The following is a 22,155-nucleotide window of genomic DNA, read 5'->3' as shown; positions in this document are numbered from 1 at the left end:
GGGATTTGGTTCTTCTTTGGGGTTTAGGTATATCTCGACCTTATTAATTGCCTATAAATCCTAATGATTTATCAACTTTATTACTGTATATATTTATAAAAATTTGAGGTGTAATTAACTTGTGCATTTTATTGCATATAAATCAGCGCCCTATAAACTTTTGCTTAGTCCATGAACAAACTAAAGTGAATGCCTAGCTTTGTGAAAAGAAGTCACTTCGCACACACATGACATTTCGGATAAGAAAGACTAGGCTTAAGGTTAAGTAAACTATAAAAAAAACAGGCGAAACGGAACTGACTCATCACATACATCAGTCTACGTAATTGATTGTTAATGAAGAGAATAAGTTCTGAATATAATTTAAGCCTGAAACCGTTATTACTATCATTTTCACGATGTTGGGCAATACAGCATTTTGTGACCTCGGGGGATATATGGGTATTGAAGTTTCGCGCCAAGCTGCAGTTGTAGAGGTAGTGAGTGGAGAAGTCATTGCGGTTAAGTCTGACGGAAGCGCACGAAAAATTTCAGCTGGAGATATTATTCGTGAAAACGAGATTGTTATCACTGCCAACCAAGCAGAGCTTGTATTAGGTACCCCAAACGGTGTCACTGAGGTGGCAAGCAATTGTGTTGGCTGTGTTGATCAAGATTTAGCGTGGGCTGATGCTCCGATCGCTGGAGAAGTTAATTTTGACTTACAGCAAGCCGGTGCTGGAGATTTTGATGATGATGAATTTGCTGCAATCCAAGAAGCTATTTTAGGTGGTGCCGATCCGACTCAAATCTTAGAGGCAACAGCGGCTGGTGGCGGACTAGGCTCTGCGAATGCCGGCTTTGTGACGATTGATTATAACTATACAGAAACTCATCCATCGACATTCTTTGAGACCGCTGGTTTAGCAGAACAAACCGTTGATGAAGACAGAGAAGAATTCAGGTCGCTCACTCGTTCCTCGGGTGGTCAATCAATCAGTGAAACACTGACTGAAGGCTCCATATCTGGCAATACTTATCCCCAATCTATAACAACCACAGAAACGATTATTGCTGGCAGCTTAGCGCTCGCTCCTGACTCTTTCGTACCAGAAACGCTATCCCTAGCTTCACTGCTTAGTGAATTAAACACCGACATTACTTCAAGTGGTCAGCCCGTCACCTTCACGTATGACGCGGCGACTAATTCTATCGTTGGTGTTCAAGGTACCGACGAAGTATTACGTATCGATATTGATGCCGTCAGTGTTGGTAATAACATTGAGCTTTCTCTAACCACAACGATTTCTCAGCCGATTGATCATGTACCGTCTGTTGGCGGTGGTCAGGTTTCTTACACTGGCGATCAAATAGATATTGCCTTTGATATTCAAGGTGTAGACACCGCTGGAAATCCGCTAGCAACATTCGTTAACGCACAGGTTTCAGTGTTTGACGGGATAGATCCGTCTGTTGAAAGTGTCAATATCACTAACGTTGAAACTAGTAGCTCGACAATCGAAGGGACGTTCTCAAATATTGGTAGTGATATCCTTCAATCAGCCGTATTTGATGCAAGCGCACTCGACCAGTTTGATGGGTTGCTCAGCGACAATCAAAACACACTTGCGAGACTTTCTGACGATGGAACAACGATTACTCTGTCCATCCAAGGTCGAGGTGAGGTTGTTCTCACTATTTCTCTAGATACCGATGGCACCTATAAATTCGAGCAGTCTAATCCGATAGAACAAGTGGGTACCGATTCACTGACGTTCGTTTTGCCAATCACGATTACTGATTTTGACCAAGATGTTGTAACCAATACCATCAACATTGCCATTACTGATGGCGATAGTCCTGTTATCACTAATGTTGACAGTATTGATGTTGATGAAGCGGGCATTGTTGGCGGCTCACAAGAGGGCACGGCGCCAGTGTCTGGTAGCGGCAGTATTATCGCGGATATTTTTGAAAGTGACATCATTGACCATTATGAACTTGAGCCGGCAGAATTTAATACTGGTGGCAGCTTGGTTTCAAATGGCGAGGCTGTGCTACTTGAGTTGATTGATGAAACCAACGGTGTAAGAACCTACGAAGGTTATGTTGAGGTCAATGGTTCGAGAATTACGGTCTTTGACGTTAAAATTGACAGCCCTTCATTAGGGAGCTACGAATTTAATCTGTATGAAGACCTTTCACATCAAGGCGCTGAAGATGCGCTGCTGACCTTTGCATTGCCAATTTATGCCGTTGATGCGGATGGTGACCGTTCTGCACTGTCTGGAGGTTCAAACACACCAGAAGCTGCTGAGATCCTCGTTAATGTTAAAGACGATGTCGTTGAGTTAGTTGATAAGGTTGAATCAGTCACCGAGCCGACCTTAGCGGGCGATACTCTTGTTTCGTATAACCTGTTCAATTTTGAAGGCGCAGATGGTTCTACAATTCAATCGTTTAACTACGACGGTGTTGACTATTCGTTAGATCAAAGTTTATTACCTGATGCTGATCAAACCTTCAGTTTTACGGAGGGTGTGGTCACTATCTCATTGAATGGTGATTTTAGCTTTGAAGTGGCTCGTGATATTGACCATACAAGCAGTGAAACCATCGTCAAACAGTTCTCTTTCTTAGCCGAAGATAGTGATGGCGATACTGATACATCAACGCTTAAGTTAAGTATTACAGATGGTCAGAACCCAACTATAGATCTGATTCCACCTGTCACTTTATCCGAAACCAACCTTAGTGACGGCTCAGCGCCAAGTGGCACTGCAGTCAGTCAGACTGAGACGATTACTTTCACCAATCAAAGTGATGATGTAGCTAAATTCCGAATTGAACCAACCGAGTTCAATGTCGGTGGAGCACTGAAATCGAATGGATTTGCGGTTGAGATAAAAGAAGACTCTGCTAACCCAGGTAGTTATATCGGTTTTATTACTGATGGTTCGGGCGCGGAAGTTCCAGTGTTCACGATTGCCTTCTCTACGAGTACGTTGGGTGAATACACCTTTACTCTGCTTGAAGCGTTAGACCATGCAGATGGCCAAACGAATAACGATCTGAGCTTCGATCTGCCTGTTTATGCGGTTGATACGGACGGCGACGATTCACTGGTATCCCAGCTTAATGTGACCATCGGTGATGATGTTCAGATCATGCAAGACGGAACGTTAGATATCACCGAGCCAAATCTGGCTGATGGAACAATCACAACCAATACCATTGATGTGATGCCAAATCAGAGTGCCGATGGCGCGACGATCACTCAGTTTACTTATGACGGCGTCGTAAACACACTCGATCAAAGTATTTCAGATGAACAACAGTTTAGCTTCACGGAAGGTGAATTGTTTATCACCCTTGAAGGTGAAGTGCGCTTTGAACCTAATCGCGATCTAGACCATTCCGTTAGCGAAGACATCGTGAAGTCGATTGTCGTTACCTCAAGCGATTTCGATAACGATTCTCTGACTTCAACCGTTACGTTAACCATTACTGATGGTGATATTCCGATTATTGATGTGGTACCGAGCGTTTTACTTGAAGAAGCGGACTTAACTGACGGCTCATCGCCAAGTGGCAGCGCAGTCAGTCAAACGGAAACCATCACTTTCACTAATCAAAGTGATGACGTTGAGAAATTCCGTTTAGAGCCAAGTGAATTTAATACCAACAACGCGCTCAAGTCCGATGGCTTAATCATTGAGATTCGAGAAGAACCAACAGGTTCAGGCAATTATATTGGTTTCACGACCGATATTTCGAATGTCGAAACCACTGTGTTTACACTCGATTTCAGCAGTACCACTTTGGGTGAGTATACCTTCACGCTTCTGGAAGCGATTGACCACACGTCTGTTCAAGGCAATAACGACCTAACATTCAACTTGCCAGTATACGCTGTCGATAGCGACGGCGATGATTCGCTAATGTCGCCACTGGCTGTGACTATCACTGATGATATTCAAGTGATGGTTAATGACTCTCTCACTATTGAAGAGCCAACGGTTGCAGATTTGGCAGCAGGTACTCCGACGACAGCTACCGTTAATGTACTTGATGAAGAAGGTGCTGATGGCACGACCATTACTCAGTTCACTTATGATGGTGGGGCGGTATTAACGCTTGACCAAAATGATACGGGTGAGCAAAAGTTCGTGGTTGCTGATGGGGCATTATATATCACTCTGCAAGGCGATATTCGTTTCGAACCAAGTCGTAACCTTGACCATACTGGTGGCGATATCGTGAAGTCGATAGTCGTAACTTCAAGTGATTCCGATAACGATCTTGTGTCTTCAACGGTAACGCTAACCATTACCGATGGCGATATCCCAATCATTGACACAGTGCCAAGCGTTACGCTGTCAGAAACGAATCTGAGTGATGGCTCTGCTCCAAGTGGCAGTGCGGTTAGTTCAACTCAAACCATTACCTTTACCAATCAAAGTGATGATGTGACAAGTTTCCGTATTGAACCAACAGAGTTCAATATTGGTGGTGCTCTCACATCAAACGGATTAGCGGTTGAGCTAAAAGCCGACCCAACCACTCCGGGTGGCTACATCGGTTATGTTACAGATGGCTCAAACGTTGAAACCAACGTATTTACGATTAGCTTCTCGGATACCAATTTAGGTCAATACACCTTCACCTTACTTGAAGCGTTGGATCATGTAGATGGCTTAGCGAAGAATGATCTGACTTTTGATCTTCCTGTTTATGCCGTTGATAGCGATGGTGATGATTCACTGGTGTCTCAACTGAATGTGACCATTGGTGATGATGTACAGGTCATGCAAAACCAAGCGCTTAATATTATTGAGCCAACGGTTGCAGATTTGGCAGCAGGTACTCCGACGACAGCTACCGTTAATGTACTTGATGAAGAAGGTGCTGATGGCACGACCATTACTCAGTTCACTTATGATGGTGGGGCGGTATTAACGCTTGACCAAAATGATACGGGTGAGCAAAAGTTCGTGGTTGCTGATGGGGCATTATATATCACTCTGCAAGGCGATATTCGTTTCGAACCAAGTCGTAACCTTGACCATACTGGTGGCGATATCGTGAAGTCGATAGTCGTAACTTCAAGTGATTCCGATAACGATCTTGTGTCTTCAACGGTAACGCTAACCATTACCGATGGCGATATCCCAATCATTGACACAGTGCCAAGCGTTACGCTTTCAGAAACCAATCTTACGGATGGATCAGACCCAAGCAGTAGTGCAGTAAGCCAAACTGAGACGATTACTTTCACGAACCAAAGTGATGATGTGACTAGCTTCCGTATTGAATCAACTGAGTTTAATGTCGGTGGTGCACTGAAATCGAATGGGTTTGCGGTTGAGATAAAAGAAGACTCTGCGAATCCGGGCACTTACATAGGTTTTATTACCAATGGTTCGAACGCTGAAGTTCCAGTGTTTACCATTAGTTTCTCGGCAACCACGCTAGGTGAGTACACCTTTACCTTACTGGAAGCGTTAGACCATGTAGATGGCCTTGCGAATAACAGCTTAAGCTTTGACCTGCCTGTTTACGCTGTCGACAGTGATGGCGATGATTCACTGGTGTCTCAACTCAATGTGACCATTGGTGATGATGTCCAAATCATGCAAGACGGTACGTTAGATATCACTGAGCCAAATCTTGCAGACGGAACAATCACAACCAACACCATTGATGTGATGCCAAATCAGAGTGCCGATGGTGCGACAATCACTGAATTCTCATTTGGCGGTATTGTCAAAACACTCGATCAAAGCATCGTAGGCGAGCAGCAGTTTAGTTTTACCGAAGGTGAGTTATTCATCACTATTCAAGGCCAAGTGCGCTTTGAACCTACTCGTGACCTTGACCACACGACCAACGAAGATATCGTGAAGTCGATAGTGGTAACTTCAAGTGATTTTGATAACGATCCGGTGACCTCAACCGTTACGCTAACCATTACCGATGGTGACATTCCAACCATTGGTGCTGTGCCAAGCGTTACTCTCTCAGAAACAAACTTAGCGGATGGTTCGGTTCCAAGCGCCGGCGCGGTCAGCTCAACACAGACGATTACTTTCACCAACCAAAGTGACGATGTGGTTCGTTTCCGCCTAGAACCAACCGAGTTCAATACCAACGATGCACTTAAATCGAATGGCTTAGCGGTCGAACTGCGTGAAGATCCTCAAGGCTCTGGTCAGTACATCGGTTTTACTACCAGTTCGTCTAATGTAGAGACGACAGTATTTACACTGGACTTCAACTCTGGAACCTTAGGCGAATACACATTTACTTTAATCGAAGCTCTCGATCATCAAGATGCGCGCGGCAACAACGATTTAAGCTTTAATCTACCTGTGTATGCGGTTGATAGTGATGGCGATGATTCGTTAGTTTCTCAGCTTGGCGTGACCATTGGCGACGATGTGCAGTTGATGCAAGGCGGCACAATCACCAGTCGTGAGCCTGCAGCAAGTGTCGAAACATCAAATACCTTTGATGTGATGCCAAACCAAAGTGCTGATGGAGCCAAAGTCACTTCATTTGTTTTTGACGGTAACACTGCAGAAAGCCTTGATTTAAATGTGAATGGTGAACAAGAGTTTGTCTTCACGGAAGGCTCGGTATTCATTACGACGGAAGGTGAGATACGTTTCGAACCTGTACGTAATCAAAATCATGCTGGTGGTGATATTACCAAGTCGATTGAGGTGACGTCTGTTGACCTCGATGGCGATATTGTTACATCGACCGTGACGCTGAAGATTGTTGATGGTGACCTTCCTACTATTGACCTTGTTCCCGGAATTACGTTATCTGAAGTGGATCTGGCTGATGGCTCTGCGCCAACCGGTAATCCAGTGACAATGACACAAACCATTACTTACACAGCGGGTAGTGACGACGTAAGCCATTTCAGAATTGACCCTACGCAGTTTAATACTTTAGGGGCTTTGAAATCGAACGGTCTAGATGTCGAGATAAAAGAGCAGCCAGCTAATTCTGGTAATTACATTGGCTTCGTTAAAGACGGTTCTAACGTAGAAACCAACGTCTTCACGATCAGCTTCTCGACGAGCAATTTAGGGCAATACACGTTCACACTGCTTGAAGCGTTAGATCATGTCGATGGATTACAAAACAATATACTAAGCTTCGATGTCCCTGTGTTAGCGGTTGATGCGGATGGTGATGATTCTGCAATGTCGCCAATGACGGTTGCGATCACCGATGACGTACAAGGTGTTCAAGATGGTACCTTGAGTATCACTGAGCCTTCATTAGCTGATTTGGCTGCGGGTACGCCACCTACGACGGCAATCATTGATGTTATGCCAACGCAGAGTGCTGATGGCGCGAAAGTGACACAGTTTACTTACGATGGTGGCACAGCTGTAACGTTAGACCCAAGCATCTCTACAGAACAAGTCTTTACCGTAACCGATGGCTTACTGTACATCACCATTGAAGGGGAGGTTCGTTTTGAGCCGAACCGAGATCTCGACCATTCATCCGGCGACATTGTAAGAACGATTGTCGTCACCACCAGTGATTTTGATAACGATACAGATACCGCGGATGTCACCTTAACGATCAAAGACGGTATCGATCCCGTTATTGACGTGGTTCCAGATGTTAACTTATCGGAAGTCAACCTAGCGGATGGCTCTACGCCAACTGGTTCTCCGGTAAGTTCGACTCATACAATCACTTACACCGAAGGAAGTGATGATTTTAGTCACTTTAGAATTGCGACCAACGAATTCAATCCTGGCGATCTGTTGAAATCAAGTGGTCTTGTTGTTCAACTAAAAGAAGATCCTTCTTCTGCTGGTGACTACATTGGTTATACCGATGATGGTATGGGTAACGTTACCGATGTATTTACCATTAGCTTTGATAGTGCAAACAAAGCTCAGTTTACACTTGCCTTGATTGAGGCGCTTGATCACCTTGATGGCGTGCTCAACAACGACCTTACTTTCCGCTTACCTATCTATGCTGTTGATACCGATGATTCTGAGTCAACAAAGCGCGATGTGGTGGTTACGATAGAAGATGACATCCAGCAAATGCAAGATGGCTTCTTAACCATTACCGAGCCAAATTCTGGTACTCCAACAACAACTACCGTTGATGTGATGCCAATACCAAGTGCAGACGGCGCGAACATTACGCAGTTCACGTATGACGGCGGTTCTCCAATTACTCTGAATCAGAACATCAGTGGCGAACAAGAGTTTGTTTTCACTGAAGGTTCACTGTTTGTGACATTAGATGGTGACGTAAGGTTTGAGCCTAATCGAAACCTTGATCACTCTGCAGGGAACATTGTTAAATCGATTGTGTTCACGTCTTCAGACTTTGATAAAGACACCTTTTCATCAACGGTCACGTTAACGATTGTTGATGGTGATGGACCAACTATAAACGTTGTGCCAAGCGTCAGCTTGTCTGAGAGCTTACTTGCTGACGGTTCGACGCCTAGCGGAACGCCTGTCAGTGTGACTCAGACTATCACCTCGCTAGCGAGCAGTGATGACATCGGAAAAATAGTCGTTGAAGTTGGGCTGTTTAATACCAACGGCGTGTTGAAGTCTGATGGCCTTGAATTGAGTTTACGTGAGGAGCCTGCGGGTTCTGGCGACTACATTGCGTTTACGACGGATGGTTCGGGTGGTGAGAAAATCATATTCACCCTAGATTTTGATGATACTAATCCTAGCCAGTATACCTTTACGCTGCTTGAGCGTTTGGATCACGTTGATGGCTTAGGAAACAACGATCTCAGCTTTGACTTGTCGGTGTATGCACAAGACACCGATGGCGATATTTCAGCGTCTAAACCGCTTTCTGTGACCATCAGTGATGACGTTCAATTGATGCAATCTGGTGCTCTTAGCATCACAGAGCCAAGCTCGGGCACGCCGACCACAACAACGTTTGATGTGATGCCTGCGCAAAGTGCAGATGGCGCGACAGTCACTAAATTTGTGTATGACAATCAAGTTGAAACAGCCTTGGTACAAACGAACACTGGTGAGCAAGAATTTGTATTTGCAGAAGGTTCTTTGTTTATCACACTCGAAGGTGATGTACGTTTTGAACCTAACCGCAATCTAGACCACTCAGGTGGCGATATCGTCAAGACCATTACGGTGACATCTGAAGATAAAGATGGCGATATCGTGACGTCTACAGTGACGTTAACTATTGCCGATGGCGCGCCACCAACTATCGACACCGTACCGACTGTCGCGTTGGCTGAAGCAAATCTGATTGATGGTTCTTCACCGGGTTTACCTGTTAGCCAAACTGAAACCATTACTTTCACAGCAGGAAGTGATGATGTGAGCCACTTCCGTATTGATCCGGCTCAATTCAACACATCAGGCGATCTGAAAGCGGATGGTTTGGTGGTTCAGTTAAAAGAAGATCCTCTAAACAGCGATCATTATATTGGTTACGTTGAAAGCGGCGGTGTCCAAACGGATATCTTCACCATCACCTTTAGCAGCGTGGTTCTAGGAGAGTACACATTCACCTTGTTGGAAGAGTTAGATCACCTGCCTGTACAAGGTAACAATGATCAAATCTTCACCTTGCCAGTGCTCGCAGTCGACAAAGACAACACTGATTCAGTGATGAAACCCCTTACGGTGACCATTACCGATGATGTTCCAACCATTACTGATACCACTGTCGCGAGTACGTTTGTGGTTGATGAAGATGACTTGGGCGCTCTGGCACAAGCGACAGGTTCGTTTGTAACCACAGAAGGTGCAGACCAAGTCGAGGTTTACGAACTACGTAATATATCAACGTTGGAAGCCACGCTATCGTCGGGCAGTGAAGGTATTAAGATCGCTGAGATCACAGGTGCTGCTAACACGACCACCTACCAAGGCGCAACTAACCCAGGCGGAACGCCAATCTTCACATTAGTGCTGACTGATGATGGTGCTTACACGTTTACCTTGCTTGGCCCTCTAGATCATGAGCCTAGCTCAGAGGCGAGAAATAAGCTGTCTATCTCCTTTGATGTAGTGGCTGTTGACAGTGATGGCGATGATTCCAACCAGTATAAATTACCCATCGAAGTTATTGATGATGTACCGGTAATGACGGCGCCGACTGGTGAAACAGTTGTTGATGAAGACGATCTTACTGGCATTGGTTCCGATCAATCTGAAGATACCATTATCAATGGACTGTTCACCGTTGATGAAGGTGCCGATGGCGTTGTTAAATATGAACTGGTTGATGAAGATTTGGTTCTGACGGGCTTAACCTCCGATGGAGAAAGCTTAGAATGGTTACCTGTTTCTGTATCTGGCAGTACGTTTACTTACGTTGCTCAGACTGCCACAGGTCAAGTGCCTGTTTTCGAGATTATTTTTGATACGTCAGATAACAGCTATCAATTTGAATTGTTTAAACCGCTTGAACATCCTGATGGTGCCGATGAAAACAACATCGAACTTGATTTCTCGGTCGTGGCTGAAGATTTTGATCAAGACCAATCAAACGCGATCGATTTAAAAATCACGGTTACTGATGATGTTCCGTTGGTGACCACTCAATCGATTACTCGTCTTGAAGGGCAGGGTTACAACAACTCTAAAGTCGACATGTTTGCTAATGCGACGGATGTGGGGGCTGATAGTGCGGTACTGAGTCGAATTGAGGGTATCTCAAATAATGGTGCAGATATTGTTTTCCAAAGAGGTAATGCGACTGATTATAGTGACGCATTGAATCTTCAAAGTGGAAGTCGAATTATCCGCGTTTATGAGCAAACCGATGATGGCAATGGTGGTACTCAGGAAAGGCAGCTTGGTACTTTACGCATCAACTCAAATGGTGAGGTCGAATTCAAAGCTAACGGCTATCTCGATCATGACGGCCTAGACACTATCGACTTCTCGATTAACGTGATTGCGACGGATGGCGATTTAGACACCTCTGAAACACCGTTAGATATTACGATTACTGATAGGGATTCTACAAGAATTGCGCTGAAAGTGACGACCTTCGAGAATGCGGGTAGAGACTCAACCATACCTTACGCAACAGGCGATGAGCCGACTCTTGAGAATGTTCAAGATAACCAAAATGGCTTGCCTAATGCACCAGCTCAAGTTGCGCTGCAAGTTAGTCTGTATGACCAAGATAACGCTGAATCTATTGGCCAGTTGACGATTAAAAGCCCGAATGGAGGTGATAGTCACCAAGGTACTTTTTATTACTTTGATGGTGCTGACTACATTGAATTAGTGCCTGACTCAAATGGGAACATTATATTTGGCTCTCCTGAACTCGTACAAAGCTTCGCTCCAAACCCGAGTGAACCAAGACAAACTATCGCGACGATAGATAACCTGTTCTTTGTTCCGGACCAACACGCTAGTTCGGATGAAACTGGTGGGCGAGTTCGTTATGAGCTTGAAATTGAGAAAAATGGCAGTACGGATCACACTGTTAATTCAAACTTCAGAATTGAGATTGAAGCGGTAGCTGATATTGCGACTTGGGATGACACCAGTAGCACGTATCAGTATCAAGTGAACGAAGATGAAGACAATGTCACTCTGCAGTTGAATGCACAGTCGCAAGATAGCAGTAATACTGAGACGATTACCTATGAACTTGAAGCTGTCCAAGGCGACGGGAAGTTTGAGCTGCTTGACCAAAATGGCACAGTGCTGACGCCAGTTAATGGTGTTTATATCATCGCATCTGCTGATATCAATAGCACCGTAGTTAACCCTATTGATAACTTCTCAGGGCAGATTGAGTTCAAAGCGACGGCAATTACGGAAGAGACGCTTAACCCATACGATGACTCAGCCAACGGTGGAGCAAACGATAAGACGACCGCTCGTTCTGTAGAGCAAAACATTATTATTGATGTCACCGCTGACGCCGATCCGGGCAAATTCAGTGTGAGTCGTATCAAGATCAACGAAGATAACATCGATGACCCTGATTACATTGGTCCTTTGGACAACAAAGACGCGCTCACGCTAGACGAAGTCATCACCATGACAGGTTCGGTCGATTCTGACAGCTCTGAAGAACTGTTTGTGCGCATCAGTAATGTTACGGAAGGCGCGGTACTTTACTTCTTAGGCACCACGACAGTCGTTCCGACCATCACGATCAATGGCGTTGATTACCAAGAAATTGCGTATTCCGATTTGGCTAACGTGGAAGTTGTTCCAACCAAACACAGCAATGTGGATTTTACTTTCGATGTCACCGGTGTGGTTAAAGACACCGCGAACCTTTCTTCAGGTGCGCAAGTCGATGAAGAAATACTGGGTACTAAGACAGTCAACGTCGAGGTCAAAGGTGTTGCCGACACGCCTTATGGTGGGACGAATGGTACAGATTGGACGACGTTTAACGAAGGTGGCATAACCGGCGTTCAAACCACGATTCAAGAAAGTCAAAACGGTGATAACTTTGCTCTGCTTGACTTCACTGTGTTATCTGGAGAGAGAAGACCAGATACTGGCACTACACCATTAGCTGATGATGGGTCAGAATCAATAACCGTTATTCTATCTGGTATACCCGATGGTGTTGTTCTAGAAGACGGCGACGGAACAGTGATTGATCTTAACTTTGTCGGTTACGAAACTGGACCGGGCGGTAGTCCTGATCTATCGAAACCTATCTACGAAGCGAACATTACTGAGGCAGGTAAAACCTCAGGCATTCGCATTCGACCTGTCGACTCATCGACAGAGAATATCCACATCCAAGGTAAAGTGATTGTGACCGAGAATGATGGTCACACGCTTACGTTTGATCAAGAAATTCGAGTGCTTGTTATACCTCAAATCGATACATCAGCAACTTATGTCAACACGACTAACGGTGATGAAGATACGGCTATCAACATTGATTGGCACCCCGAAGGTGCAGACTATATTGATTCTGATGAGCATTTCACTTCGATTACGATTTCCGGTATTCCATCGGGTGTCACACCTACCGTAAATGGTGATGTTACTGTTGTAAACGATGGTGCAGGTACGTTAACGATTACTCCTAAAGACGCTAGTCAGACACCGGAGCAATTCACTCAGATTGCTTTGGCGAATAACTTCATTCAAATGACGCCTCCGGCTGATTCTAGTGCAGATTTTACGTTGACCACCGAGCTTAAAATGGAAGAGCGAGATCATGAGTATACGTCTAGCGGCCTAGAGGATGAAGATGGTGGTTATGTCGAAGCCGATCCAGATATAACCGGAATCATTAACGTTCAAGTACGACCTGTGGTTGAACCAGGAGATGCCGACAACAAGATTGTTGTTTCAAGCGAAGATGGCTTTGGAGACCTGACTACGATTACGGCTGACGCTAATGGCGTAATTAAATTTACAACCAACAGTGATAACCAAACGACTGATATTAACGGAGACGAAATTTGGGACGGTGAATACGTCATCCGATACCAAGAAACGGATTTAAGCACAGTAGAAGAGCAAGTTGACGAAGTGATTGTTCAGCTGACTAACACTGACGGAAGCGCTTTGTCGGATGATATTTTAGGGCAACTTTTAGTAACGGGTGCCTCTTACGAAGGCGGTGGCCGATGGGTTGTGACCAATGAAGATGCCTTTAGCGTCAGTGCGCCAAATGGCTTAGATTTCACCCCTGCCAATGATACAGATGACGTGGCAGGGGACTTTAATAATATCAAGATGACGATTCATACCTTAGTGTCAGATCCTGGAGATGCCAACAATGAAACGTCCGTCCAAGAGCAACGCACCGGTGAGGTAACGCTTTCTTATCCTGAAGTACTTGTTGCTACGGATAAAGTTGCAGCTGGGATCTCCATTGTGGAAGACAGCGTTATCGATGCGGTTGAAGATACTCAACTTGATCTCGGCGCGGCACTCAATGGCATTTTGAGCTTTACGGGCCGTGATGATTCTCCTGACCAAGTGACGGTGATCATTGATGGTATCCTGGTCATTGATGCTACTACATCATTCCCGATTAGCCTTTCGGGAAGAAGTGATGTTGACTTTGTGAACGGGAAATATGTTTACGAGACAACGGTTGAACAGGGTACAACCGTCGATTCTTCAGGTTTGTTGTTGAACCTGCCACCAAACTACTCTGGTGACTTTAGGTTGCCAATGACCATTGTGACCAAAGATTTACAATCTGGCGATGAGAAGACCTTAGTGACCGAAGTCGTCATCAAAGTCGCACCGGATGCGGAGACGGATCCAACGATTGAGGTGAATGTCGTGGGTTCTCTTGATGACGCCTTTAATCCTGTCGATAACGATGGCCAAGCCGGACAAGATCCGGTGGGTTACGAAGACACTTATATTCAACTCGACTTCAATTCGACTATTTCGGATCAAGTATCAGGCGTCGAAGGCGGTCAAGAAGAGTTTACTTCGATTACCTTGACGTTGGACGATCCTTCTATAGGCGCATTTTATGACAATATGGGTACTTCATTAGGTACGTCAGTGACGTTTAATCAGGCTGAAATTGCGGCAGGTGCACTCGATAATGTGCTCTTTAGGGCAATCGAAAATTACCCAACGGGCAATGATATTAACCAAGTGCAGGTTAATGTCAGCGGCACCGTTACCGATACAGCAACCTATAATGATCCTGCTTCTCCTGTGGGTACGGCAACAGACTCCGATACCTTCTCTACAAGTGTCAGCTTTGAAGTCGTTCCTGTGGTGGATGACGTGTCTGCCACAGGGCCGGGTAGTGATCCGGATGTCATCGAGATTACTGGTAACGAAGATCAGCTTATTTCCTTGTCCGGTACGGGGCCAGTATCGATCGCATTGACTGACCTTGATGGCTCAGAGCAGTTCGTTTCGATTAAGTTTACGGGTGTACCAGATGGCTTCTTAATGAGTGCAGATGCTGCCTCAACTTACACAGTGAAGAACAACGGTGGTGGTGAATGGAGTGTTCAACTGCCCCAAGCATCAGGACTGTCATTCGACCTGAGTGAGCTGTCGATTTTACCACCGAAAAACTTCAGTGGTACGGCCGAGTTTGGCGTTGAAGTCTTCACTCAAGAATCTTTGTTGGGTGTGCCTACTGCGGCGGCAAACTTGCCAAGCTTCAAACTGCATGTGGTACCTGTTGGTGATGATGTCGATACTAACCCTACCGACTCTGTGACAGGCAATGAAGGCCAAAACATTGATATCGAAATCAATGCGACTATTTTGGACAAAGAATTGTCTGCAACAGGAAGCGGGACGTATACCGAGAATGCGCCCGAAACGCTTCGAGTTGAAGTGGCGGGTGTTCCTCAAGATGCTTCTATTTTCTATCCAGATGGCACGACATTGGCTAGCTACGATCCGGCGACGCAGCTTTGGACACTTGATGTTCCTGCACAGTCGCTCGATAAGATCGTATTTAACTCTGGCGAACATAATAGTGATGCGGGTAATGCTCTAGGTATTGATGGTCCACTGCAGATTACCGTTCGTTCTGTGGATACAGATGCTGATAACACAGAGTATTTAGGCACACCAACCAGCTTCGATGTCGATCTGGTGATTGATCCTATTAACGATCAACCGATCTTTGTGAATGTGACCAACATTGAAACATCGGAAGACATCAGTGTTGCCATCGACAACTTTAGTATCTACGACGTCGACGCAAACTTTGATAATCCAGATGCTCCGTATGAACTGACGCTTAAAGTCGACCAAACACTGCCGGGTGCACAGGGTGTGTTTGAGTTTACCAGCTCTCCTGACGTGACGTTTGTATTGCAACCTGACGGCTCATTGGTGGTTACAGGTAAAGAGGCCGACATCAATACCGCGTTGACCAATGGAGCGGTGACTTTCAAACCAGACCCAGACCAGAACCACCTCAACCAGAGTGGTTTAGTCACAATCAATGCAACGCTCGATGATGGTGGTAATAACGGCTTGATTGACGCGGGTGATCCAAATACCGCTCAAACCAATCAAGCTACCTTCACTATTAAGGTGACGGAAGTGAATGACGCTCCGGTGGCGACTGATGTGGATTTAGGCTCGATTGCGGAAGACGGTCAAATCGTGATTGTTGAAAGTGACTTGATTGCAGCCAGTTCTGATCTAGAAAACCACAATCTCACAGTAACCGGTGTGACTCGTACTCAAGGGCAAGGTCAGCTTACACGCTATGAAAATGCTGGTGGTGCTGATGACGCTGGGATAACTGGACCATTCTGGATATTCATTGCAGCCAGTGATTTCAATGGCGATGTGAAGTTCAATTACGACATCATTGATGACGGTACCACCAACGGTGTGGATGATTTCTTAACTGATAATGCTGAAATTAGCCTCGTAGTTACTGAAGTCAATGACCAGCCAGTGGCATCGGATATTGATTTGGGCACCATGCTTGAAGAAGGTCAGTTGATCATCAAAGAGGAAGACCTGATTTCAGCAACCACTGATCCGGAAAACGACACGATTACTGTGCACAGTTTGGTGCTCGATCAAGGTCAGGGCCAATTACAACGCTTTGAGAACGTGGGCGGTGCTGATGATGCGACGATCACTGGCCCATACTGGGTATTTACCGCAGCCAACGAGTACAGCGGTGATGTTAAGTTCACTTATACCGTTGAGGACGATGGTACAACCAACGGCGTTAATGATTTCTTAACAGACACTGGCGAAATCAGCGTTGTGGTAACGGAAGTGAATGATCAGCCGGTGGCAACGGACATTGACTTAGGAAACATCCTTGAAGAAGGTCAGTTGATCATCAAAGAGGGCGATTTAATTGCTGCGACGAGCGATCCGGAAAACGACACGATTACCGTGACCAATCTGGTGCTCGACGAAGGCCAAGGCCAGTTACAGCGCTTTGAGAACGTAGGTGGTGCTGATGACGCTATGATTACTGGCCCGTACTGGATATTTACGGCTGCTGATGAATACAGCGGTAACGTTAAGTTCACCTACACCGTCGAAGATGATGGTACTACCAACGGTGCCAATGATTTCCTAACCGATACTGCGGAGATCACCGCGATTGTCGATGGAGTGAACGATACACCTGTCGTTAATGGTGACAGTGTCACTACGGTTGTTGATGAGGACGTTGGTCAACTATTGAGTGGTATCAATGTCAGTGACCCTGATTATGTTGATACATTTTCCGATGATCTCATGACCGTCACGCTGACAGTGGATTACGGTACATTGAACGTTTCACTTCCGGCAGTGACGACAGTGATGGTCAACGGCAACAACACTGGTTCGGTTATCTTAGTCGGTACTTTGAGTGACCTAAATGCATTGATTGATACACCAACCAGTCCAAGCGGTGTGTTCCTTGATGCGAGTCTGTCTCCAACCAATAGTATTGGCTTAGAAGTTATCGCCAAAGACAGCGGAAACCCTTCTGGTATCGCGATAGAGACGACGCCTGTTGTTTACAACATCGCGGTAACGCCAGTGGCGAATGCGCCAACCTTGTCGATTGATACTGCGTCTAATTACGTGAGAAACATTACTGCGAGCCAGTCAGTCAGTGCGAGTGGCATTCCTTTGGTTGGAATTATCGCTGCCTTAACGGACATTACAGAGGAGCTAACGCTGCATATCAGTGATGTGCCTGCTGGCGCTCAAATCACCAGTGATGTCGGTTCTGTGACCGATCTCGGTGGCGGTGTTTGGGTAGCAACGGCAGATGCGATCGATAGCTTGCAGGCAGTAGGGCTTTCTCAAACTCCGAGTAGTTACACGCTTAAAGTTGAGGCGGTTTCTGAAGAGACTGACAACAACGACACGGCGACCTCGGCTTCAATCGACCTTAACCTGAACATTGTGTCTGACGCGGCCGACATTAACCTGGCTTCGGAAACCGACGATATTCAGCTATTGGCTGGCGCGAATGCGACTGACCTAACTGCGGGTTCTGGAAATGACCGACTGGAAGGTGGCGCGGGTGACGATACGTTGGTTGGCGGTGACGGTAACGACACACTGATTGGCGGCGGCGGTTCAGATATCCTAACTGGTGGCAATGGAATGGATTCGTTTGTGTGGCTCAATATTGAAGATGGTGTCGCAGACACGATTACCGATTTCAATCTATCTGAAGGCGATCAGATTGACCTACGAGAGGTGTTGCCGGAACTGAAAGATGCCACTGTGAACATGACGACGCTGTTACAACATATCGATGCAAAAGTGGATGGAAATGATGTAGAGCTAACCATCAACCCTGATGGTTTGGGCACCACAGAGCAAGTGATTGTGGTTGAAGACCTTGCTCCTCAGCTAACCTTAAGTGGCACCATGCCTTCGGATATTTTGGATGCGTTAGTGCAACAAAATGTCATCACTCACGGTTAACGCGCCCTAGGTATTAGAATCTAACGATTAAACTAAAGGCGAACTACAAAACCAAGCGAAATAGGCCAGCAATGCTGGCCTATTTTTTTGCTCTGTATAAACCACAACAAGATTATTTTAGCGAGTTGTGGATCAGGAACTCTTCTTCAACGCCTTTCAATTTCATCTCATCCATAATGAAATTCACTGTGTTCAACAAACGTTGTTCGCCTTTAGGAATTAGGTAACCGAATTGGCTATTGGTGAACGGAGTTTCACAACGGGCTGCTTCAAGGCGTTCGTCCGTTACTTGATAGAACAGACCTTCAGGGGTTTCTGTCACCATCACATCAACTTTGCCTTCCGCAACGGCTTGCGGCACATCTAAGTTGTTCTCGTAACGTGTGAAGCTTGCGCTCTGCAGGTTGGCGTCTGCAAACATCTCGTTAGTGCCGCCAATATTCACGCCTACACGAACCGAAGATAGATTTACTTTTTCAATGCTGTCGTACTGTTCTGCTTTGCCTTTCGCGACTAAGAAACACTTACCAAAGGTCATGTATCCCTGAGTTTGCTCTGCGTTTAATTGGCGTTGCATTTTACGCGTAATACCACCCATCGCGATGTCGTATTTATCGTTGTCGAGGTCGGTCAGTAGATCTTTCCATGTGGTACGAACAATCTGTAATTCGACGCCTAGCTGCTCTGCAACATGCTTAGCCACGTCAATGTCATAACCAGAGTAGGTTTTGCCGTCGAAGTAAGAAAAAGGTTTGTAGTCGCCTGTGGTGCCGACGCGAAGTGTGCCTGATTTTTGAATGTCTTCTAACTGGTCAGCTTGCGCTGCGCCGGAAAGTACCAGAGTAATGGAAGCAAGTAATAGTGATGTTTTTTTCATTGTAATTATCTGTTGTGTTTGTCTAGTTGTTAAAAGTAACAGAAAGAAAAGCAGAAAGAGATCAAACCATTGGAAAGTTTAAAAGAAAGTGCGATTACAAAAAATAGAGGTAAGAAAACTCTGTCTGAAAGAAGGGTGTAACGGGTGTAATTGAAAGGTTTAGGGAAGGGGAGAAGACACATTAAAGTGCTATTCAGATTTAAAAGTATCAGAAATTTTGAGTGGTAAACAAAAAGCCCATGTTATCGAATAACATGGGCTTCATATTGGTTTAACGTGTTAGATGCTTTCTTTAGCGATTGGGCTATTTAGCAACTGACTCGTTGGTCATCTTAGCTGTAGCTCTTGATGCGTTGATTAATAGTATACCTACTGTCAAGACGATTGTGCCACACAGCACGAACATTGAGCGACCAAACATGTCGTTTGGAATCAATGCCATCAATAGAACACCAAGGCCTGCAACTGAAATCAATTTACCAAGCATACTGCGTTGTTTCATATCTAACTGTTGCTGCTCTGCACCTTCTGAGATAACAGGTGTATTCCAGTTTTCAAACAGCTTTTCAACTTCCGCTTCGCGCTCTGGCGTACGGCCTTTATAGAGCAGCATTGTTAGCAAGAAGAAACCACCTGTAAAGATAACATGGGCAGCAAGACTGAGACCTACTTTTAAGTCACCCCACTCACGTGCTGTTAATGCTTGATCTAGGTTAAACCAGTTTTCAATATCTTCTGCTTGTAATGAAATACCAAAGATATAAGAAACAACACCACCAACAACTAATGTTGCCCAGCCAGACCAGTCTGGAGTCTTGCGAATCCACATACCCAGCAAGATTGGAATTAGCATTGGGAAACCAATTAATGCGCCGATATTAAGTACAATATCAAACAGACTTAGGTGACGCAGTGAGTTGATGTATAAGCCAAGGCCTATAATGACCAAGCCCATAAAAATTGTCATTGCCTTACTTACTATAACCAACTCTTTCTGCGAAGCATTTGGGCGAACAAACGGGTTATAGAAGTTAACAACAAAAATACCTGCATTACGGTTAAGGCCAGAGTCCATTGAAGACATCGTCGCAGCGAACATTGCAGACATCAATAGCCCAACCATACCAGCTGGCATCACATTTTCCACAAACGCAAGGTAAGCAGCATCTGCGCCAACACTGTAGTCACTTACAAAATCTGGCATAAATGCAGAAACGTACCAAGAAGGAAGGAACCAAATTAGCGGGCCAACAATTGCTAGAACTGTTGCTAAGCCTGCAGCTTTACGTGCGTTTTCGCTGTCTTTAGCACACAGGTAACGGTAAGCATTAATACCATTGTTCATTACACCGAACTGTTTAATAAGAATGAAAACAATCCATAGAATGAAGATACTCATGTAGTTGAGATTGTTACCAACCCAAAAGTCACCAGTAAAGTTTGTAACAATGTTCGAGACACCACCACCGTGGAAGTATGCTGCCACAGCACAGGTAATGGTTACTGCCATTATAACTAACATCTGCATAAAGTCGGACGCAACAACCGCCCATGAACCACCAGTTACCGACATGATCACTAGTACAACACCAGTGAAGACAATCGTCACCTCCATCGGAATGTTGAATACGGCAGATACAAAAATTGCGATACCGTTTAAGGCAACACCCGCAGAGATCAAGCTATCTGGCATACCAGCCCAAGTGTAGAACTGTTCTGAACTTCTACCAAAACGCTGACGAATAGCTTCGATTGCTGTAACAACACGAAGCTGCCTAAACTTAGGCGCGAAGTAAACGTAGTTTAAGAAATAACCAAATGCATTGGCCAAGAATAGGATTACAACGACGAAACCGTCGGTGAATGCGCGTCCTGCGGCACCTGTAAACGTCCATGCTGAAAATTGTGTCATGAAGGCAGTTGCACCAACCATCCACCACAACATTTTGCCGCCACCTCTGAAGTAATCACTAGTAGAGGTGGTGAACTTACGGAACATCCAACCAATAGCGATCAAAAAGAAGAAGTAGGCGAGAACAACAAAAGTATCAATAGTCATCTTTTCAGCCTTTTAAATATCATAATTAACTGGGCTTAGATTAACGCGTCCAAAGGTTTATTTGTACTACAATATGCCTTTAGTATGATCTAGGTCGCATTGATTTTTACTTGCTTGCGTTGCTATTGTTTAAGTTGCTGTTTTAAATAACTAAATTGTTCACCCAATTTGTTTTAGATTCAAAATAAATTGGAGTGCAAATGTTTATATGTATTACAATATAGGCAGCAAGCTTTCAGTTTGCCTTATTTATAAGATTTTAATTATAACCGTAACAAATACGCTACAACTGGACGTGATTTTACGATGGAATTCACGTTAAATTTCAATACTCAATCGCTAAGTCATGTTTCCGGCTTTTAAGTGTAGCTTATTGTTTTTAAGCCTTTATTTCTGTTTCGCGTTTCCCATTTCTTTTTGATTTGACCACGGCTTTAGCGTTTGGACTCTTAGCTTGTCGAATGGGCGGAAATAAGAGTGAGAAACCGCGCTATCTATAACAATAGCTTCAGGTTTAGGCGTTGTGTCTCTCGATGATGCTGGATTCCATTGAGATGAAATTTTTGAGTATAGCTTTCCAAGCAAAGCAAGCGCTCTGTGAAGCGTTAAGATAGCATGCTACGTAATATCATCGAGTGTGAAGCTGGTGGGTAGTTTGATTAATAGGAAGGTATTGGAGAGGTCTTTATTGGGCGTATACGTCTGGTGGAGCAGGGATACCCTAAGTTGCTAAGTTGCTAAGTTGCTAAGTTGCTAAGTTGCTAAGTTCTCCAAACTTCCGGATACCGATAACGGCAAATACTGAATTCGCAGAGCCCGAGAAAACAAAAAGCCCCACC

3 protein-coding genes are annotated in these 22,155 nt (G+C 45.0%); 1 reads left to right on the top strand and 2 read right to left on the bottom strand.

The window, feature by feature from the left end:
• Nucleotides 1–437: 437 nt before the first annotated feature.
• Nucleotides 438–18,380 carry a retention module-containing protein gene (locus AC3CIA_RS09425; RefSeq protein WP_488518036.1) on the top strand — a complete coding sequence of 5,981 codons (17,943 nt, stop codon included), beginning with the start codon at nucleotides 438–440 and terminating at the stop codon, nucleotides 18,378–18,380.
• A gap of 112 nt (nucleotides 18,381–18,492) precedes the next feature.
• Here the strand turns inward: AC3CIA_RS09425 and AC3CIA_RS09420 are convergent, their stop codons facing one another.
• Complete coding sequence (locus AC3CIA_RS09420) at nucleotides 18,493–19,257, bottom strand: transporter substrate-binding domain-containing protein (protein WP_488518035.1); 765 nt, start codon at nucleotides 19,255–19,257, stop codon at nucleotides 18,493–18,495.
• 304 nt (nucleotides 19,258–19,561) lie between these two features.
• On the bottom strand, nucleotides 19,562–21,316 hold the full coding sequence (locus AC3CIA_RS09415) for a sodium:solute symporter family transporter (protein ID WP_086049217.1): 1,755 nt from the start codon (nucleotides 21,314–21,316) through the stop codon (nucleotides 19,562–19,564).
• Nucleotides 21,317–22,155: the final 839 nt, after the last annotated feature.

It is taken from the genome of Vibrio sp. QJM3NY_27 (assembly GCF_057785955.1).
The sequence above is the reverse complement of the archived record's forward strand: the minus strand, read 5'-3'. Positions and strand labels throughout refer to the sequence as shown.